The sequence below is a fragment of the Streptomyces phaeolivaceus genome (genome assembly GCF_009184865.1).
Classification (GTDB): Bacteria; Actinomycetota; Actinomycetes; order Streptomycetales; family Streptomycetaceae; genus Streptomyces; species Streptomyces phaeolivaceus.
Genome location: NZ_CP045096.1, coordinates 2,370,585 through 2,394,773, shown reverse-complemented (window position 1 = coordinate 2,394,773; position 24,189 = coordinate 2,370,585). Strand labels below are relative to the sequence as shown.

Here is a 24,189-nt window from a genome sequence, read left to right as displayed (position 1 = left end):
CCATGCGCACCGGCAGTCATGTCACCATGCTCACCGAAGGCACCTACCCGCATGTCCACGGAGGGGTCAGCACCTGGTGCGACCAGCTCGTCCGGGGCATGCCCGACGTCGAGTTCCATCTCGTGTCGCTCACCGGAACCGGCCGCGAACCCGTGACCTGGGAACTGCCGCCGAACGTGTACCGGCACACCTCGGTACCCACCTGGGGCCCACGCCCCGGCCGCGCCCGCGCCCCGTACGGCGCGGCCCGCCGCCGCTTCACCGACGCCCATGAACGGCTGCTGCTCTCCGTCCTGGACCCCGAGGCGCCCCGCGACTTCGGCACGGCCCTGTACGAGTTGGCCGGACTCGCCCGCGACGGACGTCTGTCGGCGGCCCTGCGCACCGAGTCCGCGCTGCGCTCGCTGATGTGGATCTGGACGATGCCGCATCTGGCGACGGCCGCCGCGCACCCCACCGTCCATGACGCGCTCACCGCGACCGATCTGCTGGAACACGCCCTGCGCCCGCTCGCCGCCCGGATCCCGGAGGACTGTGTGGCGCACGCGGTCAGCGGCGGCCTGGCCACCCTGCCCGCGCTCGCCGCCCGGGAGCTGGACGGCGTACCGTTCCTGCTCACCGAGCACGGCATCTATCTGCGCGAGCGCTACCTCGGCCAGCGCGGCAGCGACCAGCGCTGGCCGGTGAAGGCCTTCATGCTCGGCTTCCACCGCGAGCTGACCCGGCTCGGCTACCGCGCCGCCGACCTCATCACCCCCTGCAACCAGTACAACCGCCGCTGGGAGGAGCGCGGCGGCGCCGACGCCGACCGGATCCGCACGGTCTACAACGGCGTCGACCCGGCCGCCTTCCCGCACGCCGGCCCCGAACCCGAGGTGCCCACCCTCACCTGGTGCGGGCGCGTCGACCCCATCAAGGATCTGGAGACGCTGCTGCACGCGTACGCCATGGTCCGCGCCGAGATCCCGGAGACCAGACTCCGGCTGTTCGGTCCCGTACCGCCCGGCGGCGAGGAGTACCGCACCGAACTGGAGAAGCTCGCCGCCGAACTGGGCGTCACGGACGGGCTCACCTTCGAGGGCCGGATCACCGAGGTCCGACGGGCCTACGCCGCCGGGCACGTCGTGATGCTCTCCTCCATCTCCGAGGGCTTCCCGTTCTCCCTCATCGAGGCCATGTCCTGCGGCCGTACGACCGTGTCGACCGACGTCGGCGGGGTCCGCGAGGCGGTCGGCGACACCGGGATCGTCGTCCCGCCGCGCGAGCCGGAGATGATGGCCGCCGCCGCGCTCACCCTCCTCCGTGACGACGAACGCCGCCGGGAACTGGGCGAGTCGGCGCGCCGACGGGTGATCGACCGGTTCACCCTGCGCCGGTCCGTGGACGCCTTCCGCACGATCTACCGGGAGTTGGCGGGCCGGGACGAGACCGTGTACGAGCCCGCGCCGGCGACGGTCGCCGACTGGACCGTCGAACTGCGCGACCCCTGGTACCAGTTGGGGCCGACGGACGGAACCGGCTGGTGAGCCGCGACCTGCCCGCGCCCCCGGGCGGACGGCCGGACACCCTTTCCGCCGTCCCGAGGCAACGCAGGCCGCGCTGGGCCGCGCCCGACCCGGTCGATCAACTGGCCGAGCGGCACCGCGAGTTCATAGCCGCGGCCGTCCACCCGGACGAGATAGCCGCACTGCTGGAGTCCGACGGCATGTCGGACGACCGGACCCGTGAACGCTACGGCTGCCGCAACTCCTTCGCCCTGGCGGAGGAGTTGTACGAACGCGTCGAGCGCGCCCACCCCGAACCGTCGGGCCCCGCGCCCGACCCCTGGCGGATCGGCCTGCTCGGCTGTCTGCTGCGCGGCGTGGTCTTCGCCCTCCCCGGCCTGGCCTACGTCCTCGGCGCACCCCTCCTGGCCGGCCCCGGGGACGGCTCCGGCCTGCCCGCCGGTACGGTCCCGCTGCTGGCCGGCGCGCTGTGCGGCTGGATGTGGAACCAGGGGCTCGCCCACCGGGCGTACTCCTGGCTCGGGTTGGGCGACCGGGACGCGTGCCGCCGCGCCCTGGCCGGCGGGGCCCCGGTGGGCGCGCTGCTCTGCACGGCGGTCGCCCGTCTGGCGGCGGGTGACGGCGATCCGGGCGCGGTGTTCTTCGCCGCGGGGGAGGCCTGCTATCTGGGCGCCGCGACCGTCCTGCTGGTCCTCGGCCGTGAACGGGCCCTGCTGTACAGCCTGTCGCCGATGACGGCGGGCGCGCTGTTCGCCCTGGTCCAGCCGGTGCCCGTCTGGGCGAGGCTCTCCCTGCTGGCCGGTTCCCTGGCGGCGGTCGTGCTGCTGGCGGCCCGTGAAGTCGCGCCCGCCGTACGGCAGTTGCGGCCCGGAAGCGTCACCCTGCTCGCCGCTTCCGACGGCGCCGAGGAGAAGGACCGGGTCTCACCCCGGCTCGCGGCCTCCCTCCCGTACGCCTTCTTCGGCCTCGGCATCGGGGTGCTCGTGCTGTACGCGGCCGTCGGGGACGTGATCGCCCACGAGGGGCGCGGCTCGGTCGCGACGCCCGCCGCCGTGGCGCTCACCCTCAGCATGGGCCCCGCCGAATGGCTGCTGTACCGCTTCCGCAGCGGAGGCCTCGCCGGACTGCGGGCCACCAGCACACCGGGCGCCTTCTGGCGGGCCACCACGGTGACCCTGGTCCAGTGCATGGCCTGCTACCTCGCCTCCCTGCTGATCCTGGCCCACGCCACGGCCGCGCTCTGGCCCGGGGCCCCACGTCTCGACGCCGTCCACTTCGCGGGCCTGCTCCTGCTGGGCGCGGTGCTCTGGACGGGACTGCTCCTCCAGTCCTTCGGCGCGGTCCTGGGCGCCGCCGCCGTCTGCTGCGCCACGGCCCTCACCCAGACGGTGGCCCTGGCGGCGTACCCGGGCGACCCGCACGCCGTCGGCCTGCTCGTCTACGGCGGTGCGGCGACGCTCCAGGCGACCCTGGTCTGCGGCCTGCTGGGAAGGGCGACGGCGCACCGATGAACACACACGCCCCTTCCCGCCCCTCTCTCCTGGTTCCCTACTACGAGCACCCCGCCGACCGCCCCGCCGAATGGGACGCCCTGATCGCCGCCGCGCCCCGTCTCTACGGCGTCGTCCTCAACCCGGCGAGCGGTCCGGGCGACGCCCCCGACCCGGCGTTCATCCAGGCCGCCAACCGGCTGAGGGCGGCCGGCGTACGGCTCCTCGGCTACGCCGACACCGGCTACGGCCGCAGACCCGTCACCGACGTCGTACGCGAGCTGACCCGGTACCACGCCTGGTACGGCACCGACGGCACGTTCCTCGACCAAGTGGCCGCCGAGCCGGGCGGGTTCGACTACTACCGGCGGCTCGCGGCGGCCGTCTGGGGCGCGGGACCCGCCACCCTCGCCCTCAACCACGGCACCCCGCCGCACCCCGCGTACGCCAGGATCGCCGACCTCGTCGTCACCTTCGAGGGCACCTGGGAGACCTACCGGGACCAGCCGTCCGAGCCCTGGCCCGGCGGCAGCGGCGGCCTCGGCGCCCAGGTCTGCCATCTGGTGCACGGAGTGCCGCCCGACATCGATGTCGGCGCCCTGGCCCGTGCCCGGGGTGCCTCCGTGCACTGTGCGGTGCCCGGCGTGGGGGATCATCCCTGGGGTACGTTGCCGCACTCCCTGGAGCCCACCCGATGAGCCGCGCCCTCGCCCGCAGCGCCCTGTTGTCCCTGCTCCTGCTGACAGCGGGGTGCACCGACGCCACCGACGACGAGGCGGGCACCGGCGGCGGGACGGGCGAGGGCGCCCGCTGGCGGCCGGAGCCCGGCACCCCGTGGCAGTGGCAGCTCAGCGGGCGCCTGGACACCTCCGTCGACGTCCCCGTGTACGACATCGACGGCTTCGACCACTCCGCCGACACCGTCGCCGGCCTCCACGACGACGGCCGCAAGGTGATCTGCTACCTCTCCACCGGCGCCTGGGAGGACTGGCGCCCCGACGCCGACGACTTCCCGAAGTCGGTCATCGGGAAGGGCAACGGCTGGGAGGGCGAACGCTGGCTCGACATCCGCGCGACCGACGTCCTCGAACCCCTGATGGCCGCCCGTATCGACATGTGCGCGGAGAAGGGCTTCGACGCCGTCGAGCCCGACAACATGGACGGCTACCGCAACGAGACCGGCTTCCCGCTGAAGGCCGCCGACCAGCTCCGCTACAACCGCCTCGTCGCCCGCCTCGCCCACGAACGGGGCCTCGCTGTCGGCCTGAAGAACGACCTCGACCAGATCCCCGAACTCGTCGACGACTTCGACTTCGCGGTCAACGAACAGTGCGCCCAGTACGAGGAGTGCGACGACCTGACCCCGTTCATCGAGGCAGGCAAGGCCGTCTTCCACGTCGAGTACGAGATACCGACGGGCGACTTCTGCCCCGAGGCCCGGCGCCTGGAACTCAGCTCGCTGCTGAAGAAGTGGGAGCTGGGGGTGTGGCGGAAGGCCTGCTGATCACCCGAGGGCGAACACGACGAGCGCCGCCGTCGCCGCCGTCTCCGCGAGGCCGCCGAACACATCACCGGTGACACCGCCGAACCGCCGTACGCAGTGCCGCAGGAGGAGTGCGGCGGCACCACAGCCGAGGACGACCGCGAGGACCGTACGGCCGATGTCGTACGGCCCGAAGAGCGCCCCCGCGCCCGCCGCCGCGCACCCGACCGCGACGGCCACCAGCAGCGCGCCCCGCACCGGCACCACGCCCGCCACCGCCGCCCCCAGCCCCTCGGGCCGGGCGGCGGGTACGCCGGCGCGCGCGGCCAGGGTCAGGGCCAGCCGCGCGACGGTCGCCGAGACGGCCGCCGCGAGCGCGCCCAGCGCCCAGGACTCGCCGTACGCCTCGGCGAGCGCGGCGACCTGGGCCAGCAGGACGAGCACGAGGGTGATGACCCCGAACGGCCCGATGTCCGACTGCTTCATGATCCGCAGGGCGTCCTCGGCGGGCTTGCCGCTGCCGAGACCGTCGGCGGTGTCGGCGAGGCCGTCCAGATGGAGGCCCCGGGTGAGCGCGGCCGGTACGGCGGCGGAGGCCACGGCGGCGAGCAGGGGACCGGCGCCCAGGAGCAGCAGCAGCCCGCCGAGCGCGGCCGAGGCCAGGCCCACCGCCAGCCCGGCGACGGGCGCGCACAGCATTCCGGCGCGCGCCGCCTCGCGGTCCCAGCGGCGCACGGTCACCGGCAGCACGGTCAGGGTGCCGAAGGCGAACCGCAGACCGTCGGCGAGCGTGGGCGCGGAGGACGAAGGGGAGGGCTCGGGGGGCGTGGGCACCGGCGCAGGCTACCCGGCGGAGCCGGCGGGCTCGGCGGCGCCCGGGGGCAGTGCTGGATAAAGTGCGCATATGGGTCACTGGTGGGAGCGGAACATCATCGAGCCGGGCAAACTGCCGCTGCTTCTCGCGCTCACCGCGTTCATCCTCACGTTCCTGATCACCCGGGTCATCACCCGCCTCATCCGCGCGGGCAAGGGCCCCTTCCGCAACATCAGCGGCAGCGGCGGCGTCCACATCCACCATGTCGTCCCCGGAGTCGTCCTCACCGTCATCGGCGGCTTCGGCTCGGTCGCCGGGGACGGGCACGGCTTCGGCGCGCTGCTGTCCGCCGTGCTGTTCGGCATGGGTGTGGGCCTGGTGCTGGACGAGTTCGCGCTGATCCTGCACCTCGACGACGTGTACTGGAGCGAGGCGGGCCGGCAGAGCGTCGAGGTGGTGGTGCTGACGGCCGCCCTGGTGGGCCTGATGCTGGTCGGCTTCCTCCCGTTCGGCGTCAACGACCTCGACGACGAGGAACTCCAGGACCGGGGCGCCGTCATGGCCACCATGGGCTCGAACTTCCTCATCGCCCTGATCGCGCTCGCCAAGGGCAAGACCCGCACGGCGATCTTCGGGGTGGTCATCCCGTTCATCGCCCTCGTCGGGGCGATCAGGCTGGCCCGCCCCACCTCCGCCTGGGCCCGCCGCTTCTACCGCCGTCGCCCGCGCGCCCGCGCCCGCTCCTGGAAACGCGCCTACCGCCACGACCGTCGCTGGACGGGCCCCAGCCGCCGCCTTCAGGACTGGATCGGCGGCACCCCGGACGAGCCGCCCGCGCTGAAGTCGGCCGCCCGCCCCGCGCTGCCCCCCGGCCCGTCGGGCCCGTCACGTCCGTCCGCTCCCGCCGACCGACCGGGCCCGCCCGACCCGCCGGAGCGCCGCTGACGTACGGCCTCGGCCCCGCACACCACCAGCACCGCCGCGATCGCCGCCAGATGCTCCCTGCCCGCGAGGTTCTCCTTCACCAGCACCTCGACGACCATCGCCACGACCACCGCGCCCGCCGTGGCATACGCCCGGTGGCGCCATCCCAGATACGCGGCGAGTCCCACCACGGCAGCTCCTCCTCGCCCGCGCCCATCACCGCCGGGATCCAGCCGTGCGCCCGCGCCTCGGCGAGCCAGGGCTCGATGGCGCCGGGCCAGGCCTCGGGATCGCCGATCGGGTCACCGGAGGCGAGCGAGACCCCGCCCAGCACGCGATAGGCGATGCCCGCCTTGCCCGTGGGCGACCACACGACGCTCTTCTCCCGCCGCAGGGCGAAGTAGCCGAGGGAGTCCCGGTCGCCGTTCCGCTCCAGCAGCGCCCGCAGCCTCGCCTCGTCGTCCTCGGTGAGCGGGTCGACGGCGCGACGGGAGCGGAAGGCGGCGTAGAACACGGCGAGGACGAGCAGGGTGCTGAGGATGTTGATGACGACGTTCACCCAGGTGGGCGTGGTGATCCCGACGAAGCCGGAGTCGTCGGCGGCGACCGACACCAGCCGCAGGGCCCCGCACCCCCAGCGGTCCCAGAACGACGAGCGGTGCGCGTCGTCGGCCTCGTTGGTGACGGTGACGAGGAGCGTGGCGAGCAGGGAGCACACGAGCAGTCCGCCGACGCCGACGGCCGCGGCGAGCCGGGGGTTCGACCGGTCGCCCTTCGCGTAGAACTCGCGCCGCCCGACGAGCAGCGAGGCCACGAAGGCGGCGGTGAGCGCGGTGGACACCCAGTTCTGGGCGTGCTGCCTGATCTCCGCGAACGCCATCGCGAACAGGAACAGCAGCAGGAACAGCCCGCCCAGCACCACGTTCAGAATCCACGCCGCCCGCTTGCGGCGCCGCATGGTGATCGCCAGGAACGTCGTGAACACGCCCGTCGCGAATCCTGCCGTCAGCAGGTACGGCGTGAAGTAGTCCTCCGTGTTGTGCCGCCGCAGGTCCTGGCCCAGCGACACCCACACGGCCCCGAGGAAGTTGACGAACGCGACGACCCGCAAATACCGGACGGCGAACGCGGCGGCCCGCCGAGACCGGACGTTTCCCATGAAATGGGATCTTAGGGGGCGGGTTTCGATTTCGGGCGCGGGTGAGTGGGGGCTGGCCGCGCAGTTCCCCGCGCCCCGGAAAGCAACGGCCCCTGCTGTTTCAGGGGCGCGGGGAACTGCGCGAGAAGCCCCACCCACCCGCACCCGACAACGAACCCCGGGGCCCGAGGCCTACGTCGCGTCGTACTCCGCGGCGAGATCCTTCTCCTCGGCCACCGCGGCTTCCACCGGCTCCGCCGGTCCCGCCGACTCCCGTTCCGGCAGCTCCGCCGACAGGGACGCCGCGGCCCGGACCAGCGGCAGCGCCAGCAGCGCCCCCACCCCTTCGCCGACCTTCACCCCATGGTCGAGCAGCGGCTCGATGGCCATCCGGTCCAGCGCCTTGGCCTGCGCCGGCTCCCCGCTGCTCTGCCCGGCCAGCCACCAGTCCGGCGCCCGGAACGCGACCCGCTGGGCGACCAGCGCACACGCCGCCGACACCACGCCGTCCAGGATCACCGGCGTCTTCCGCACCGCGCTCTGCAACAGGAACCCGGTCATCGCGGCGAGATCCGCCCCGCCCACCGTCGCCAGCAGCTGCAACTGGTCCCCGAGCACCGGCCGGGCCCGCCGCAGCGAGTCCCGTACGGCCGCGCACTTGCGCATCCACGCCAGATCGTCGATCGCCCGCCCACCGCGCCCGGTGACCACGGACGCGTCGGTCCCGCACAGCCCGGCGACGAGGACGGCCGCCGCCGTGGTCCCGCCGACGCTCACATCGCCGAGGACGACGAGATCCGTCCCGGAGTCCGCCTCCTCGTCCGCGAGGGCGACGCCCACCCGGAACGCCGCCTCCGCCTCCTCCGGCGTCAGCGCGTCCTCGATGTCGATCCGCCCGGACCCGCGCCGCACCCGGTGCCGTACGACCTCGGCGGGCAGCGCCTCGGGGTCGCAGTCGAGCGCGAGATCCACCACGCGTACGGGGACGTCGAGCTGCCGGGCCAGCACCGCCATCGGGCTGCTGCCGTCGAGGACGGCCCGCACCAGCTGGTCCGCGGTGCCCGCGGCCCGCGCGGAGACGCCGAGTTCGGCGATCCCGTGGTCGCCCGCGAACAGCACCGCGCGGGCCTGTCGGATCGGCCGCACCGGCACCGCCGACTGCGCCGCCGCCAGCCATTCACCGAGTTCGTCGAGACGGCCCAGCGCCCCGGGTGGCACGATCTGCCGCTCCCGCCGCGCCTCGGCGTCGCGGCGCACCCCACCGTCGGGGCGCTCGATCAGATCGGTGAAGTCGTCGAGATTAAGCGAGCTCATTCGCCGAACAGTACCGGCAGCGATCGAACACGACAGCGCCACACCGTGACCCCGGGACGTACGGACGTCCCCGCGCGCCACGGGCACGTCATTGCGACCGGGACGGCGACCGCCTACGTACCTTTTTGAGGCGAATGTCCCCATGTCCCGCCCCGCTGTCCCAGGAGCCGCCATGTCCCCCACCCCGCGGCCGGAGCCCGGCCCCTTCACCGGAGAACCGGGAGTCGACCCCTTCCACGAACCGCGCCGGAGCGACTGCCCGTGGTGCGGCTCACGGCAGTTGCGTACGCGGGTGCGTGCGCCGGAGGGGAGGCGGCGCACGCCGGGCACGTTCGTGGTGGACGAGTGCCGGGACTGCGCGCACGCCTTCCAGAACCCCCGGCCCACGACGGACGGGCTGCTGCTGCGGCAGCACCAGCACGCCGTCGAGGACGACCTCGGCCCGAACCCCGTCGGGCGCCGCCGGCGCCGGCACCTCCGGGGCGCGGCCCGCGCGCTGCTGCCGTACCCGGAGCCGGAGAGCTGGCTCGACGTCGGCACCGGCCACGGCCACTTCCCGGAGGCCGCGCGCGCGATCCACCCGTACACCTCCTTCGACGGCCTCGACGCGACCCCGAGGGTCGAGGCGGCGTGGGAGGCCGGGCGGGTGGAGGAGGCGCATCAGGGGCTGCTCACCGACCCGGAGATCACCGCGCGGCTGCGCGCCCGCTACGACGTGGTCAGCATGCTCCACCACCTCGAACACACCACCGACCCCCGTGCGGAACTCCGGGCCGCCCGCGCGGTGTTGCGCCCCGGCGGCCATCTCCTCCTCGAAGTCCCGGACCCGGCCCGCCCGTTCGGCACACTGCCCGGCGGCGGACGGCGGCTGTGGAAACCGTCCGACCGCCCGCGCCCCCTCCACCTCATGCCCCTGCGCAATCTGCTCGCCGAACTGGCGTCCCTGGGCTACGAAGTGCTGGTCCGCCGCGCCTGCGCCCCCCTCCCGCCCCGCGCACACCGCATCATCGCGCGCCGCACGACGCACCCGACCGCCCCCGCGACCCCACGAGAACGGACCGGCGGCGCTCCCTCAGCCCCGTAGCGACAGGGCCTGCCCCGCCACCACAAGCAGCACGTGCTCGCACTCGTTCGCGAAGGCCGTGTTCAGACGCCCGAGTTCGTCGCGGTAGCGGCGGCCGGAGGCGGTGGCGGGGACGATGCCGGAGCCGACCTCGTTGGAGACGGCGACCACCGTGCGGCGCGTGTGCCGTACGGCCACGGTCAGCTCGGTGACACGCGCCCGGAGCGCGCGCTCCCCACCACCGGCCCACTCCGCGTCGTCCCACGCCCCCACCGAGTCCATCGCGTCGGTCAGCCACAGCGACAGACAGTCGATGAGCAGCGGCGCCCCCTCGTCGTCCTTGAGCAGCGGGACGAGATCGCAGGTCTCGGCCGTGCTCCAGGTGCCGGGGCGCCGCTCCCGGTGGACGGCGACCCGCTCGGCCCACTCCCCGTCCCCGCCCCGCGTCCCGCCCGTCGCCACGTACAGCACGTCGGGGAACGCCTCCAGCCGCCGTTCGGCCTCCACCGACTTCCCGGACCGCGCCCCGCCGAGCACCAGCGTGCGGCGCGGTACGTCGGGCACGTCCTGGTAGGCGCCCACCGCCAGCGTCGTCCCGTCGGGCACGGCGCGCGCGCCCGCCGCCGCGAGCCGGCGCGGCAACTCGCCGTCCGGCGGCACACCGTGGTCGAGGTGCACGGCGACGACATCGGTCGTCGGCCCCACGGCCCCCGCCGCCCGCAGCCGCGCCAGCGCGTCCGGCCGCCCCACCACATCGAGGAGCACCATGTCGTACGGCTGCGCCCGCTCCTCCACACCGGCGGGCGCGCCCCCCGGCGGCAGATACAGCAGCCGCTGCCCGCCCGGCCCGGTCACCGCGTACCCCGTCCCCGGCGCGTCCAGGGCCAGCGCCCGCACCCGGTGCCCGGTCAGCAGCGCCAGCTCCCGCCCGTCCGGCACCCGCCCCGGCTGCGGCAGTCCCGCCGGGACCTCCACGGCGGGCCCGTCGTGCGGATGCGACAGCAACACCTGGCGCACACCGGTCAGCGAGTGCCCGGCGCGCGCGGCGGCCAGGGCGGCGCCCGGAGTGAGGTCGAGCAGCAGTGTGCCGTCCACGAGCAGCGCGGTCGCCCCGCGCGCGGCAGCACCGAGCGCGGTCGCGCACACCGCGCACGGACAGTCGGGGCGGGGCAGCCCCGCGGGAGCGCCGGTGCCGAGCAATGTCAGTTCCACACCCCCGAGTCTCCCGTGCGCGGATGAACACCCGCAGGTCTTGTGCGTCCGACTAGGCTCAGGACGGAACCGGATCTTGCTCGGTGCTGCGCGTGCGGTGCCGGGCCGGTACTTACGGAGGCTCACATGGCGGCATGGCTGTGGCGGTTCGAGAAGGCCGACGGGGCGGAGGTCCAGCCCGCGGTCCAGCCCGAGGAGTTCACGACCCAGGGGGATGCCGAGTCGTGGATCGGCGAGCACTGGAAGGCGCTGCTGGAGGGCGGCGCGGATCAGGTGCGGCTCTTCGAGGACACGACGGAGATCTACGGGCCGATGAGCCTGCACGCGTAGCGTTCCGCGACGGGCGGGGCCCCTGTACGGGGCTCCGCCCCGATCCCGCGGAGGGATTTGGCGGGACGGGGTGCGTTGGCGGGTGCGGCCCGGTGGGGCTTCTCGCGCGGTTCCCCGCGCCCCTGGAAAGCCGGGGCTGCGTCCCGTGCTTTTCAGGCCCCCCGCCGGTTGCCTTTCAGGGCCGCGGGGGCCTGGGGTTTTTCAGGGGCGCGAGAAGCCCCACCGGATCCGCACCCGCCAACGACACCCGCACCCCCGAGCTACGAGGCGCCCTCAGCCCCGCACCCCGCACAGGTGCAGCAACGCCGCCACCTGCCGATATGGATCCGTCCGCCCCGCCCGCTCCTCCGCCGCGAGCAGCACTTCCAGGTCGCCCGCCCCCGCAGGCACCCCCGCGTCGTCCGCCGCCAGGTCGGTGAACACCCGCACCCCGTACCACGCGTGCAACGGCGCCCCGATCCCCCCGAGCGCGTCCGTCAACACGGCGAGCCGATCCGCCCGCACATCCAGCCCGAGCCGATTCCGGTACGCGGTGGTGTCGAACGCGGCCAACGCCCCCGCCCAGTCCCCGGCCAGCCCCGCCCGCATCGCGAGCGCGTCGCCGTTCCGTACGAGCAGCGACAGCAGCCCCCCGGGCGCCAGCATCCGCGCCAGCCCCGCCAGTAGGGCGTCGGGCTCCTCGACGTACATCAGCACCCCATGACAGAGCACCACGTCGAAACTGCCCGGCAGGAAGTGCACCCCCGTGTCCCGGCCGTCGCCCTCGACGATCCGCACCCGCCCCCGGATGCCCTCGGGCTCGGCGGCCAGCGCCTCCCGGGCCACGGCGATCAGCCGTGCCTCGCGCTCGATCCCGGTCACCGCGTGCCCGGCACGGGCCAGCCGCAGCGCCTGTGTGCCCTGCCCCATGCCCACGTCGAGCACCCGCAGCCGCTGCCCGACCGGGAAGCGGCCGGCTATCTGCTCGTCGAGCTGCCGGGACACCAGCTCCTGCCGGACGACCTCACGCAGGGTGCCCAGCCGGTTCAGCCAGGCCTCGGCGGCACCACCGGGGAAAGAGGTCGTGCTCAGGGCCGCTCTCCGCGCTTGACCTGCGGCTTCGGCAGCCGGAGGCGACGCATCTGGAGGGTGCGCATGAGGGCGTAGGCGACGGCGCCCTTCTTGTTCGCGTCGGGGAAGCGCGCGGCGAGCTGCTTCTTCAGCCGGAACCCGAGGCTGATCGAGTCGACCACGATCAGCACGATCACGAAGAGCCACAGCAGCAGCGCGACGTTCTGCAGCGACGCCACCTGCACCATGCTCAGCACCAGGATGATCACGGCCAGCGGCAGGAAGAACTCCGCGATGTGGAAGCGCGAGTCCACGAAGTCACGGGCGAACCTGCGCACGGGACCCTTGTCCCGGGCGGGCAGATAACGCTCGTCGCCGGTCGCCAGCGCCTGACGCTGCTTCTCCATCGCGGAGCGACGCTCGTCGCGGGAGCGCCTCGCGGCCTCCTTGCGGGTCGTCGGCGTATTGGCGACGCTTCGGCGCTGCCCCTGGGCCTCACTCCGCTTGGGAGTGGGACGACCCTTGGGGGCCTGCGGGTCACGGGTCTGCTGGGAGTCGGTCGCCAGCGCCTTGTCGGCGACCGATTCCTTCTCGCTCTTGGCGCGGCTACGGAACACAAAACCCAAGGGTACGGGGTGCCGGGGCATGGACCCCAGCCGAGTGGGGAACGATCCGGCAACACCCGACGTCCTTGCTGGAGACAGAGCTGGGGCGAAAGTGTTCGGGAAAACCCGAAAGGCCGGAAAAGGGGGACGCGCGGTGACGGTTCGCCCGTAGGAGATCTGAGGTATTCCGGGGATCGGCCCGTACGTAACCCCGGGAGACACCTACTCCCTACGCCGGAGCGGCGCCGTGCACAGTCGTCCTTGGGGATGAGCGCATCCGTCCCCGAACAGTGCGGTAATAGAAGCAGGGCCCGTACTGTGGGTTCTGTCGAGAGACCTGTGAGCTGGAGTCCGTCAGAAGGGGGCGCGCGAAGCCCATGAGCGGTGTCATGAAGCGTATGGGGATGATCTTCCGCGCGAAGGCGAACAAGGCCCTTGACCGGGCCGAGGACCCGCGCGAGACCCTTGATTACTCGTATCAGAAGCAGCTGGAGCTGCTCCAGAAGGTGCGCCGGGGCGTGGCCGACGTCGCCACCTCCCGCAAGCGCCTGGAGCTTCAGCTCAACCAGCTCCAGTCCCAGTCGTCGAAGTTGGAGGACCAGGGCCGCAAGGCGCTCGCGCTGGGCCGCGAGGACCTGGCCCGCGAGGCGCTCTCGCGTCGCGCCGCGCTCCAGCAGCAGGTGACGGACCTGGAGACGCAGCACTCCACCCTCCAGGGCGAGGAGGAGAAGCTGACCCTCGCCGCGCAGCGCCTTCAGGCCAAGGTCGACGCCTTCCGTACGAAGAAGGAGACGATCAAGGCCACGTACACCGCCGCCCAGGCCCAGACCCGGATCGGCGAGGCGTTCTCCGGCATCTCCGAGGAGATGGGCGACGTCGGCCTCGCGATCCAGCGCGCCGAGGACAAGACCGCGCAGCTCCAGGCCCGCGCCGGCGCCATCGACGAGCTGCTCGCCTCAGGTGCCCTCGACGACCCGTCGGGCATGCACAAGGACGACATCCAGGCCGAGCTGGACCGTCTCTCCGGCGGTACGGACGTCGAGCTGGAGCTCCAGCGCATGAAGGCCGAGCTGGCGGGCGGCCCGTCCGCGCAGCAGCAGGCCATCGAGGGCGGCACCGGCCAGGCTGCCCCGCAGCAGCAGCAGTCGCAGCAGCAGGACACCCCGCGTTTCGACAAGTAGGCGTCTCTCGTCCCGGAGGAGGGCGACATGATCGTACGGATCATGGGGGAGGGGCAGGTGAGGCTGGACGACGTCCACTTCGCCGAGCTGAACAAGCTGGACGACGTACTCCTGGCGGAGATGGAGGTCGGCGACGGCTCGGGCTTCCGCCACACCCTCCACGCCCTCCTGGACAAGGTCCGAGAACTGGGCACCCCCCTCCCCGACGACTCCCTGGAGCCCTCGGAACTCATCCTCCCGTCCCCGGACGCGACGCTGGAGGAGGTCAGGGAGATGCTGAGCGACGACGGCCTGATCCCGGGGTGAGGACCGTCGGACAGGCTTGAAGGGCCGTGTCCTTCAGGGGCGCGGGGCTGTGTCGACATGCGGCTCCGCCGCGTGGTCGCGACCAGCCCCCACCGGCCCTGCACCCGACCGACAACCCACCAAACCCTCCGGCCCCGGTTACAGCTACCACCCGTTCCCCCACCTGCAAGAACCCCGTACGGTGAACAACCGTGACCACCCTCCACCGAGCCAGGACCTGGCTGACAGCGCACCCCACCGCGCTGGACGCCGCCCTCGCCCTGGGCGTCCTCGTCGCGATGGTGGCCGGCTCGTTCGTCGACCCGCACGCCGAGCACGGCGACAAGTGGGGCGCCCGCACCCCCGGCGCGCTCAGCATCGCGCTCATGGTCCCGGCCGCCGCCGTCCTGATCGGCCGCCGCCGCGCCCCCATGGCCGTGCTGGCCGCCACCTCCGCGCTCACCCTCGCCGAACTGGTGACCGGCGACCCGCGAACCCCCGTCGCGATGTCCGCCGTGATCGCCCTCTACACGGTCGCCTCCACCACCGACCGCCCCACCACCTGGCGCGTGGGCCTGCTCACGATGACCGTGCTGACGGGCACGGCCATGCTCGCCGGCCCGCTGCCCTGGTACGACCAGGAGAACATCGGCATCTTCGCCTGGACCGGCATGGCCGCCTGCGCCGGGGACGCGATGCGCAGCCGTCGCGCCTTCGTGCACGCCATAAGGGAGCGCGCCGAACGCGCGGAGCGCACCCGCGAGGAGGAGGCCCGCCGCCGGGTCGCCGAGGAACGGCTGCGGATCGCCCGTGATCTGCACGATGTCGTCGCCCACCACATCGCCCTGGTCAATGTGCAGGCAGGAGTCGCCGCGCACGTCATGGACAAGCGGCCCGACCAGGCCAAGGAGGCCCTCGCCCACGTCCGCGAGGCCAGCCGCTCCGCGCTCAACGAACTGCGTGCCACGGTCGGTCTGCTCCGTCAGTCCGGCGACCCCGAGGCCCCCACCGAACCCGCCCCGGGCCTGGTCCGGCTCGGCGAACTCGTCGGCACCTTCCACAGCGCGGGCCTCGCCGTCGAGGTGGTCCGCGCCGACGAGGGCGTGACCCTCCCGGCCGCCGTCGACCTCGTCGCGTACCGGGTCATCCAGGAAGCCCTGACCAATGTGCACAAGCACGCGGGCGAGGAGGCGAAGGCCGAGGTCAGCGTCGTACGCGTCGGCTCGAACGTGGAGGTCACCGTCCTCGACAACGGCACCGGGGACACGGGTGGGGACGGCGACGGGGACGAGGAGGGGGCCGGGGGTGGCGGTCACGGTCTGCTGGGCATGCGGGAACGGGTCGCCGCGCTCGGCGGCGCCCTCACCACCGGACCCCGCTACGGCGGCGGCTTCCGCGTCCATGCGATCCTGCCGCTCAAGACCCGAACGACCGCGGCAGAACAGGTCGTACGACCATGACCAGCGCTCCGGGGGACCCCGTATGACGATCCGTGTCCTGCTCGCCGACGACCAGGCGCTGCTGCGCAGTGCGTTCCGGGTGCTCGTCGACTCCGAGCCGGACATGGAGGTCGTGGGGGAGGCGTCGGACGGGGCGGAGGCGGTGCGGCTCGCGAAGGAGAAGCGGGCGGACGTCGTGCTGATGGACATCCGGATGCCGGGCACGGACGGACTGGCCGCCACCCGGCTGATCAGCGCCGATCCGACGCTCGCCCATGTCCGGGTCGTCATCCTCACCACCTTCGAGGTCGACGACTACGTGGTGCGCTCGCTGCGCGCCGGCGCCTCCGGCTTCCTCGGCAAGGGCTCCGAGCCCGACGAACTGCTGAACGCGATCCGGGTGGCCGCCGGTGGCGAGGCGCTGCTGTCGCCCGCCGCCACCAAGGGCCTGATCGCCCGTTTCCTCGCCCAGCCGGACGACTCCGACGACGGCGAGGGCGGCGCCGCCGCCCGCTCGGTGCGGCTCGCCACCCTGACCGGCCGTGAGCGCGAGGTGCTGGTGCAGGTCGCCGCCGGGCACTCCAACGACGAGATCGCGGAGCGGCTGGAGGTCAGCCCGCTGACCGTGAAGACACACGTCAACCGGGCCATGGCCAAGCTCGGCGCCCGCGACCGGGCCCAGCTGGTGGTCTTCGCGTACGAGTCGGGCCTGGTACGACCGAGGGTGGACTGAGAGCGGCCGGAGAGTACTCCACTCGGAGTATGCGCGGCATAAGGAAATGGCCCTGGGGAGCGAGGGAACAGGGGCCCCTATGGCCCAGGGTATGAGGTGAGCGCTCACATCTGCGGCACACCGGCTTCACATGAGAGATACAAGCCGTAGGTGGCACATGGGCGTTCGTCCTCCGCTCACGCCACAGAAGAGAGACCCTGACCCATGTCCTGGCTGTCTCGGTTCAGCCTCGCACAGCGGGCCCTCGTCGGTCTGATGTCGATCATCGCGCTCGTCTTCGGGGCGATCGCGATACCCCAGCTCAAGCAGCAGCTGCTGCCCACCATCGAACTGCCCATGGTGTCCGTGCTCGCGCCCTACCAGGGCGCGTCCCCGGACGTGGTCGAGAAGCAGGTCGTCGAACCCGTCGAGGACAGCCTCGAAGGCGTCGACGGCATCACCGGTGTCACCTCCACCGCCAGCGAGGGCAACGCCCTGATCATGGCGTCCTTCGACTACGGCCCCGGCACCGACCAGCTCGTCGCCGACGTCCAGCAGGCCGTCAACCGGGTCCGCGCGCAGCTCCCGGACGATGTGGACCCGCAGGTGATCGCGGGCTCGACGGACGACATGCCGACCGTCGTCCTCGCCGTCTCCTCCGACCAGGACCAGCAGGCCCTGGCGGACCAGCTCGACCGGACCGTCGTCCCGACCGTCGAGGCCATCGACGGCGTCGGCCAGGTCACCGTCGACGGCGTACGCGACGTCCAGGTCACCGTCACCCCCGACGACGCGAAGCTGGCGAAGGCCGGCCTGACCACGATGGCGCTCGCGCAGGCCCTCCAGGCGGGCGGCGTCACCATCCCGGCGGGCTCCTTCGACGAGGACGGCGCCAACCGCACCGTCCAGGTCGGCGGCGGCTACACCTCGCTGGAGCAGATCGAGAACCTGATGGTGCGCGGCGAGGGCGCCAGGAAGCCCGTACGTCTCGCCGATGTCGCGGACGTCGAGGAGGAGCAGGCCAAGGCCGACTCGATCACCCGCACGAACGGTGAGCCGAGCCTCGCGGTCATGGTCACCATGGACCGCAACGGCAGCGCGGTCGCCATCTCCGAGGCCGTCGAGGACAAGCTGGCGGACATGCGCCGCGACCTGGGCTCCGGCGCCACCGTCACCGTGGTCAGCGACCAGGGCCCGGCGGTCGCCAAGTCCATCGAGGGCCTGACCACCGAGGGCACCCTCGGTCTGGTCTTCGCGGTCCTGGTCATCCTGGTCTTCCTGGCGTCGATCCGCTCGACCCTCGTCACCGCGGTCTCCATCCCGCTGTCGGTGGTCCTCGCGCTGATCGTCCTGTGGACCCGCGACCTCTCCCTCAACATGCTCACCCTCGGCGCGCTGACCATCGCCATCGGCCGGGTCGTCGACGACTCGATCGTGGTGCTGGAGAACATCAAGCGGCACCTCGGCTACGGCGAGGAGCGCGAGGAGGCCATCCTCAAGGCGGTCCGCGAGGTCGCCGGCGCGGTCACCTCCTCCACGCTGACGACGGTCGCCGTGTTCCTCCCGATCGGCCTCACCGGCGGCATGGTCGGCGAGCTGTTCGGCAGCTTCTCGCTGACCGTGACGGCCGCCCTGCTGGCCTCCCTGGTGGTCTCCCTGACCGTGGTCCCGGTGCTGTCGTACTGGTTCCTGCGCGCCCCGAAGGGCACGCCCGAGGACGCCGAGGAGGCCCGCCGCGAGGCGGAGGAGAAGGAGGCCAGGAGCCGCCTCCAGCGCTTCTACGTCCCCGTCCTGCGCTTCGCCACCAGCCGCCGCCTGACCAGTGTGGCCATCGCCGCCGTCGTGCTGATCGGCACGTTCGGCATGGCCCCGCTGCTGAAGACGAACTTCTTCGACCCGGGCGACCAGGAAGTCCTCAGCCTCAAGCAGGAGTTGAAGCCCGGCACCAGCCTCGGGGCGACCGACGAGCAGACCAGGAAGGTCGAGAAGCTGCTCGCCGGCACCAAGGGAGTCAAGGACTACCAGGTCACCATCGGCTCCTCCGGCTTCATGGCCGCGTTCGGCGGGGGCACCGACTCCAACCAGGCCTCGTACAGCGTCATGCTGGACGACTCGGGCGACGCCGCCGGTGTCCAGGACACCATCGAGAAGGGCCTCGCCGGGCTCTCCGGGATCGGGACGACGACCGTCGCGGTCGGCGACGCCTTCGGCAGCCAGGACCTCAGCGTGGTCGTCAAGGCCGCCGACGCCGACGTGCTGCGCAAGGCCGCCGAGCAGGTCCGTGACGCGGTCTCCACCATGGACAACGTCACCGACGTCACCAGCGACCTCGCCCAGAGCGTGCCGCGCATCTCGGTGCGGGCCACCGACAAGGCCGCCGCGGCCGGCTTCGACGACCAGACCCTCGGCGCGGCCGTCTCCCAGGCCGTCCGCGGTACGACCAGCGGCCGGGCCGTCCTCGACGACACCGAGCGGGACGTCGTCATCAGGTCGGCGAAGCCCGCCGAGACACTTGAGGAGCTGCGGGACCTGCGGCTGGGCGCGGTGAGGCTGAGCGACATCGCGGACGTCCGACTGGTGGACGGCCCGGTCTCCATGACCCGGATCGACGGCCAGCGCGCCGCGACGATCACGGCCAAGCCCAAGGGCGACAACACCGGCGCGGTCAGCACCGACCTCACCGCCAAGCTGGACGCCCTGAAGCTGCCCGAGGGCGCCACCGCCGCCATCGGCGGTGTCTCCGAGGACCAGGACGAGGCCTTCGCCTCGCTCGGTCTCGCGATGCTCGCGGCGATCGCGATCGTCTTCATGCTGCTGGTGGCGACCTTCCGGTCCCTGGTCCAGCCGCTGATCCTGCTGGTCTCCATCCCGTTCGCGGCCACCGGCGCGATCGGCCTGCTCATCATCACCGGCACCCCGATGGGTGTCCCGGCGATGATCGGCATGCTGATGCTCATCGGCATCGTGGTGACCAACGCGATCGTGCTGATCGACCTGATCAACCAGTACCGCCGCCAGGGCTACGGCACCGTCGAGGCCGTCATCGAGGGCGGTCGCCACCGCCTCCGCCCGATCCTGATGACGGCACTGGCGACGATCTTCGCGCTGCTGCCCATGGCCCTCGGCATCACCGGCGAGGGCGGCTTCATCGCCCAGCCGCTGGCCGTGGTCGTCATCGGCGGTCTGATCACGTCGACGCTGCTGACCCTCCTGCTGGTCCCGACCCTCTACGCGATGATCGAGATCCGCAAGGAGCGCCGGGCCAAGAAGAAGGCCCTGAAGCGGGCGGGCACGGCACCCGCCCCCACCGAGCAGTCGGAGGAGCCGGAGCCCGCCGGGGTCTGACGATCCCGAGGACCGCGGCGGCCGGGTCCCGAACCCCATGTGTTCGGGACCCGGCCGTTCGTGCGCCCGCGTTACGTATCCTGTGCCTCGAACCGCTTCACTGGGGAGGGACTCGGGCGTGGCTCTGCATGGCGACGACCCGAGATCGGTCGGCGGGTACAAGGTGGTCGACCGGCTCGGCAACGGCGGTATGGGCGTCGTCTACCGGGCGCGGGCACGCTCCGGCCGCGAGGTCGCCGTGAAGGTGGTGCACGCCCAGTACGCGCAGGACGCCGTCTTCCGCGCCCGGTTCCGGCAGGAGATCGACGCCGTCCGCAAGGTCAGCGGAGCCTTCACCGCCCCGGTCGTGGACGCCGACCCGGAGGCCGTACGCCCCTGGATGGCCACCCAGTACGTGCCCGGCCGCTCCCTGGCCCAGCTGATCCGCGACCGGGGCCCGCTCCGCGTCACCGAGCTGCGGCCCCTGGCCCTGGGGCTCGTCGAGGCGCTGCGGGAGATCCACCGGGCCGGTGTGGTGCACCGGGACCTGAAGCCGGCCAACGTCCTGATGGCGGACGACGGCCCCCGCGTCATCGACTTCGGTATCTCCCGCGCGGCGGAGAACCGCACCCTGACCGAGACCGGCCAGATGATCGGCACCCCGCCGTTCATGTCCCCGGAACAGCTCACCGACGCCCGCACCGCCGGCCCGGCCTCGGACGTCTTCTCGCTCGGCACCCTCCTGGTGTACGCCCTGACCGGGCGGGGCCCGTTCGACGCGGACAGCCCGTATCTGACGGCCTATCGGGTGGTCCACGACGAACCCGTGCTGGAGGGGGTGGACGCGCCGCTGCGCGCCGTCCTGGAACGCTGTCTGGCCAAGGACGCCGCCGACCGGCCCGGACTCGACGAACTGGCCCAGGAGTTCGCGGCCGTCCTGCCGGAACCGGGACCGGACGACCTTCCGGCGGCGGCGCCGCGCACGGACACCCACGACATCGCGACGGAGCCCCGCCCGGCGCCCGGGACCGACCCCGGACCCGCCCTCCGGCCCGCCCGCCGACGCCGGGTCCGGTCCCTGCTCGCCGTCACCGGCACCGTGGGCGCCCTGGTCCTCGGGCTGACCGCCTACCTGCTGGGACCGGGCGGCGCGGACACCACCGACGCGGCGGCACCGAAGCCGTCCCCGACCTCCCGCTGGACGGCCCCGCCCAGCGGCTGGAACGCCTGGCAGACGACGGTGTTCGCGAAGGCGTCGGCCGGTACCCGCGAGCCGCTGCCCGCCGCGGACGGCGGCCTCGAAGGCGCCCCCTCCTGCCAGGCACAGGGGAACGCCGTCTACTGCGGGGGCGAGGGAGTTCTCCCGGTCCGCGTCGACGCCAGGACCGGAGAGACCGTCTGGCGGGCCGGCCTCGTACCGGCGGACCACCAGCGGGACCGCTACTACGCCTCGGTCCTCGGCGTCCGGGACGGCACCGTCCTCGTACGGCAGACCGTCTCCAGCGACGAACCCGTGGTGGACCCGGTCGATCTCGTCGCCCTCGACGCGGAGACGGGAAAGCGGTTGTGGACCCGTCGCATCGCCACCGACCACATCGAACCGGCCCTGACCGGTGACCTGGTCCTCGCCGCCGACCCGAACGGCGAGCGGGTGACGGCCCGTTCGCCGCGCACGGGCGCCGAGCGCTGGTCCCTGCCGATGCCCGCCGGCCACCGCTGTGTGTTCACCACGGCCGGAGCGGGCACGTACGCGCACTGCCTGCCGGTGACCCGGGACGCGAAGGCGGCGAACTCGGAGTCCCGGGTCCTGGTCGTGGACCGCGCCGACGGCACGGCCCGGACCGTGAAGGTGCCGCTGAACAGCGAGCTCCTCGGCGTGAAGCAGGGCGACCTGGTCCTGGTCGTGGACGACACCGCGTACACCGACGCGACCCGCGGCAGCGACCCGGCGTACGAGACGATCCTGCTCGTGGACCTGGAGACCGGGAACCGCGTGACGACGAAGCCGGGCGAGGACGGGCGGGGCCGGGCGGCACTGACGGGCGGCGTGCTGGTGTTCACCCGGTCCGGCGGCCAGGTCACCGCCGTGTCCCCGCACACGGGCGAGCTGCTGTGGCGGACCAGGACCAGCCTGGAACGGCCGGGCGCGCCCGGGTACGACGCCGGGTCGGGCACCGTCTACCTGGCCAGCGCCACCGGCAGGGTCGCGGCGCTCGACAGGGTCAAGGGCACCCTGCTGTGGGAGACGCTGCCCCGCGCCACGCCGATCTCGTATCTCCTGGGCGCTCCCTGGGCGCTGCCCCACGAGGGAGCGCTGTTCGTGGCCGTCCCCGACGGCACCCTCTTCTCCCTCGACCCCGCCCACCCCGACCGGGAGCCCGTGTCGGGGTGAGCGAGGGACGCGGGCGACGGGCTACGGCAGCGCCAGCATCCGCTCCAGCGCCAGCTTCGCGAACGCCTCGGTCTCCTTGTCGACCTCGATGCGGTTGACGAGGGTGCCCTCGGCGAGGGACTCCAGGGTCCAGACGAGGTGCGGGAGGTCGATGCGGTTCATGGTGGAGCAGAAGCAGACCGTGCGGTCGAGGAAGACGATCTCCTTGCCCTCGGGCGCGAAACGGTTCGCCAGCCGCCGCACGAGGTTCAGCTCGGTGCCGATGGCCCACTTGGAACCGGCCGGCGCGGCCTCCAGCGCCTTGATGATGTACTCGGTCGACCCGACGTGGTCGGCCGCCGCCACGACCTCGTGCTTGCACTCCGGGTGCACGAGGACGTTCACGCCCGGGATCCGCTCCCGTACGTCGTTCACCGACTGCACGCTGAAGCGGCCGTGCACCGAGCAGTGGCCCCGCCACAGGATCATCTTCGCGGCCCGCAGCTGCTCGACCGTGAGGCCGCCGTTCGGCTTGTACGGGTTGTAGAGGACACAGTCGTCCAGCGACATGCCCATGTCCCGCACGGCGGTGTTGCGCCCGAGGTGCTGGTCCGGCAGGAACAGGATCTTCTCACCCTGCTCGAAGGCCCACTCCAGAGCCCGTTTCGCGTTGGACGAGGTGCAGATCGTGCCGCCGTGCTTGCCGGTGAAGGCCTTGATGTCGGCGGAGGAGTTCATGTACGAGACGGGCACGACCTGCTCGGCTATGCCGGCCCCGGTCAGCACGTCCCAGCACTCGGCGACCTGCTCGGCGGTGGCCATGTCGGCCATCGAGCACCCGGCGGCCAGGTCCGGCAGCACGACCTTCTGCTCGTCGCCGGTCAGGATGTCCGCCGACTCGGCCATGAAGTGCACACCGCAGAACACGATGTACTCGGCCTCGGGCCGCGCCGCCGCGTCCCGGGCCAGCTTGAACGAGTCACCGGTGACGTCCGCGAACTGGATGACCTCGTCGCGCTGGTAGTGGTGGCCCAGCACGAAGACCTTGTCCCCGAGCTTCTCCTTGGCCGCGCGGGCGCGCTCGACCAGGTCGGGGTCGGACGGGGAGGGCAGGTCTCCCGGGCACTCGACACCCCGCTCGCTCCTCGGGTCGGCCTCGCGGCCGAGCAGCAGCAGGGCGAGGGGCGTCGGCTGTACGTCGAGCTCCTGGGTCTGGGCGGTGGTCACGGCACGCACCCTTTCTGTTCTGCGGCTCGCCGCCCGGGGGAGGGTCGGCGGGAGATCCGGGCTATCCTTTTCGTCGAATTGACGCTATCTATCATAACCGCTTCACGTCACGTTGACGATGCCCATAGCGTCGATGTGACATGAATCCCGGCCGGCTCTTCGGGACGGGTTCCACCGGCCATGTGCGAGCATGAAGAGAGACGCGAACGAATCCGCGCGCCTCGGAATGAATCCGGGGCTCCGGCGGTTGCAATCGTCGGCAAGCAGTCTCCGTACAACCCGGGAGAGATGTAGATGTCCGTATCGGACGAGACCGGCACCGTCACCGACGGCATCATCGTGACCGACGCCGCCGCGGCCAAGGTCAAGGCCCTGCTCGACCAGGAAGGCCGTGACGACCTGGCGCTGCGCGTCGCCGTTCAGCCCGGCGGCTGCTCCGGCCTGCGCTACCAGCTCTTCTTCGACGAGCGCTCGCTCGACGGCGACGTCGTGAAGGACTTCGAGGGCGTGAAGGTCATCACCGACCGTATGAGCGCCCCGTACCTGGGCGGCGCCACCATCGACTTCGTCGACACCATCGAGAAGCAGGGCTTCACCATCGACAACCCGAACGCGACGGGCTCCTGCGCCTGCGGCGACTCCTTCAGCTAGGAGTCCCGGCGCGCTGGCGCCACGCGTCCGAGCGTACGACGAAGGCGGCGTCCCCCTCCGAGGGGGACGCC

At 72.6% G+C, this 24,189-nt stretch carries 20 protein-coding genes and 1 pseudogene; 14 read left to right on the top strand and 7 right to left on the bottom strand.

Annotated features, from left to right (window positions below):
- The first annotated feature begins 2 nt into the window (after positions 1–2).
- The 4 genes from pelF to F9278_RS11230 are packed head-to-tail and all read left to right on the top strand — an operon-like array spanning position 3 to position 4,499.
- Positions 3–1,526, top strand: a complete 1,524-nt coding sequence (gene pelF, locus F9278_RS11245) for a GT4 family glycosyltransferase PelF (RefSeq protein ID WP_152168201.1) — start codon at positions 3–5, stop codon at positions 1,524–1,526.
- Positions 1,523–3,016 carry a hypothetical protein gene (locus F9278_RS11240; protein ID WP_152168200.1) on the top strand — a complete coding sequence of 498 codons (1,494 nt, stop codon included), beginning with the start codon at positions 1,523–1,525 and terminating at the stop codon, positions 3,014–3,016. The genes pelF and F9278_RS11240 overlap by 4 nt, the downstream gene beginning before the upstream one ends.
- Entirely contained in the window at positions 3,013–3,693 is a 681-nt protein-coding gene (locus F9278_RS11235) for a spherulation-specific family 4 protein (RefSeq protein ID WP_152168199.1), read from the top strand. Before F9278_RS11240 ends, F9278_RS11235 begins: the two co-directional genes overlap by 4 nt.
- The gene (locus F9278_RS11230) at positions 3,690–4,499 is read left to right on the top strand and encodes an endo alpha-1,4 polygalactosaminidase (protein ID WP_152168198.1); all 810 of its coding nucleotides are present in this window, start codon (positions 3,690–3,692) and stop codon (positions 4,497–4,499) included. The genes F9278_RS11235 and F9278_RS11230 overlap by 4 nt, the downstream gene beginning before the upstream one ends.
- Here the strand turns inward: F9278_RS11230 and F9278_RS11225 are convergent, their stop codons facing one another.
- The gene (locus F9278_RS11225; protein ID WP_152168197.1) at positions 4,500–5,312 is read right to left on the bottom strand and encodes an adenosylcobinamide-GDP ribazoletransferase; all 813 of its coding nucleotides are present in this window, start codon (positions 5,310–5,312) and stop codon (positions 4,500–4,502) included. It lies immediately after the preceding gene.
- A 70-nt stretch (positions 5,313–5,382) separates the two neighbouring features.
- Here F9278_RS11225 and F9278_RS11220 point away from each other — a divergent pair, with 70 nt between their 5' ends.
- Positions 5,383–6,237 carry a hypothetical protein gene (locus F9278_RS11220; RefSeq protein WP_152168196.1) on the top strand — a complete coding sequence of 285 codons (855 nt, stop codon included), beginning with the start codon at positions 5,383–5,385 and terminating at the stop codon, positions 6,235–6,237.
- Between the two features lie 178 nt (positions 6,238–6,415).
- Here the strand turns inward: F9278_RS11220 and F9278_RS11215 are convergent.
- Positions 6,416–7,375: pseudogene (locus F9278_RS11215) on the bottom strand (phosphatidylglycerol lysyltransferase domain-containing protein); the annotation flags it as partial.
- A gap of 171 nt (positions 7,376–7,546) precedes the next feature.
- Complete coding sequence (cobT, locus tag F9278_RS11210; protein WP_226966692.1) at positions 7,547–8,668, bottom strand: nicotinate-nucleotide--dimethylbenzimidazole phosphoribosyltransferase; 1,122 nt, start codon at positions 8,666–8,668, stop codon at positions 7,547–7,549.
- 172 nt (positions 8,669–8,840) lie between these two features.
- Here cobT and F9278_RS11205 point away from each other — a divergent pair, with 172 nt between their 5' ends.
- Complete coding sequence (locus F9278_RS11205) at positions 8,841–9,752, top strand: class I SAM-dependent methyltransferase (RefSeq protein ID WP_152168195.1); 912 nt, start codon at positions 8,841–8,843, stop codon at positions 9,750–9,752.
- Here F9278_RS11205 and F9278_RS11200 read toward each other — a convergent pair.
- Positions 9,741–10,943 (bottom strand): bifunctional adenosylcobinamide kinase/adenosylcobinamide-phosphate guanylyltransferase, encoded by a 1,203-nt coding sequence (locus F9278_RS11200; RefSeq protein WP_152168194.1) that lies wholly within the window; start codon positions 10,941–10,943, stop codon positions 9,741–9,743. The two genes, F9278_RS11205 and F9278_RS11200, sit on opposite strands and share 12 nt — an antisense overlap.
- 126 nt (positions 10,944–11,069) lie before the next feature.
- Between F9278_RS11200 and F9278_RS11195 the strand changes: the two genes are divergently transcribed.
- On the top strand, positions 11,070–11,273 hold the full coding sequence (locus tag F9278_RS11195) for a hypothetical protein (protein ID WP_152168193.1): 204 nt from the start codon (positions 11,070–11,072) through the stop codon (positions 11,271–11,273).
- A 273-nt stretch (positions 11,274–11,546) separates the two neighbouring features.
- Here the strand turns inward: F9278_RS11195 and F9278_RS11190 are convergent, their stop codons facing one another.
- Both F9278_RS11190 and F9278_RS11185 read right to left on the bottom strand, forming a co-directional pair.
- Entirely contained in the window at positions 11,547–12,257 is a 711-nt protein-coding gene (locus tag F9278_RS11190) for a class I SAM-dependent methyltransferase (RefSeq protein WP_152168192.1), read from the bottom strand.
- An 83-nt stretch (positions 12,258–12,340) separates the two neighbouring features.
- Positions 12,341–12,970, bottom strand: coding sequence for a DUF3043 domain-containing protein (locus F9278_RS11185; RefSeq protein WP_193241437.1), 630 nt, complete (start codon positions 12,968–12,970; stop codon positions 12,341–12,343).
- A 347-nt stretch (positions 12,971–13,317) separates the two neighbouring features.
- On the opposite strand from F9278_RS11185, the gene F9278_RS11180 reads away from it, so the two are divergent.
- The 6 genes from F9278_RS11180 (at position 13,318) to F9278_RS11155 (ending at position 22,261) form a co-directional block, all read left to right on the top strand.
- Complete coding sequence (locus F9278_RS11180) at positions 13,318–14,109, top strand: PspA/IM30 family protein (RefSeq protein ID WP_152168190.1); 792 nt, start codon at positions 13,318–13,320, stop codon at positions 14,107–14,109.
- A 27-nt stretch (positions 14,110–14,136) separates the two neighbouring features.
- Positions 14,137–14,415: a PspA-associated protein PspAA gene (pspAA, locus tag F9278_RS11175; RefSeq protein WP_152168189.1), complete on the top strand. Its 279-nt coding sequence runs from the start codon at positions 14,137–14,139 to the stop codon at positions 14,413–14,415.
- Between the two features lie 191 nt (positions 14,416–14,606).
- Positions 14,607–15,854 (top strand): sensor histidine kinase, encoded by a 1,248-nt coding sequence (locus tag F9278_RS11170; RefSeq protein ID WP_152168188.1) that lies wholly within the window; start codon positions 14,607–14,609, stop codon positions 15,852–15,854.
- Positions 15,855–15,876: 22 nt separating this feature from the next.
- Entirely contained in the window at positions 15,877–16,566 is a 690-nt protein-coding gene (locus F9278_RS11165) for a response regulator (protein ID WP_152168187.1), read from the top strand.
- Between the two features lie 204 nt (positions 16,567–16,770).
- A complete protein-coding gene (locus F9278_RS11160) occupies positions 16,771–19,890 on the top strand; it encodes an efflux RND transporter permease subunit (protein WP_152168186.1) in 3,120 nt (1,039 codons plus the stop codon).
- A 118-nt stretch (positions 19,891–20,008) separates the two neighbouring features.
- Positions 20,009–22,261, top strand: a complete 2,253-nt coding sequence (locus tag F9278_RS11155; RefSeq protein ID WP_152168185.1) for a protein kinase domain-containing protein — start codon at positions 20,009–20,011, stop codon at positions 22,259–22,261.
- 21 nt (positions 22,262–22,282) lie between these two features.
- On the opposite strand, the gene nadA is transcribed toward F9278_RS11155, so the two are convergent.
- Entirely contained in the window at positions 22,283–23,467 is a 1,185-nt protein-coding gene (nadA, locus tag F9278_RS11150) for a quinolinate synthase NadA (RefSeq protein ID WP_152168184.1), read from the bottom strand.
- A gap of 294 nt (positions 23,468–23,761) precedes the next feature.
- On the opposite strand from nadA, the gene F9278_RS11140 reads away from it, so the two are divergent.
- Positions 23,762–24,118, top strand: coding sequence for a HesB/IscA family protein (locus tag F9278_RS11140; protein ID WP_152168182.1), 357 nt, complete (start codon positions 23,762–23,764; stop codon positions 24,116–24,118).
- The last annotated feature ends 71 nt before the right edge of the window (positions 24,119–24,189 follow it).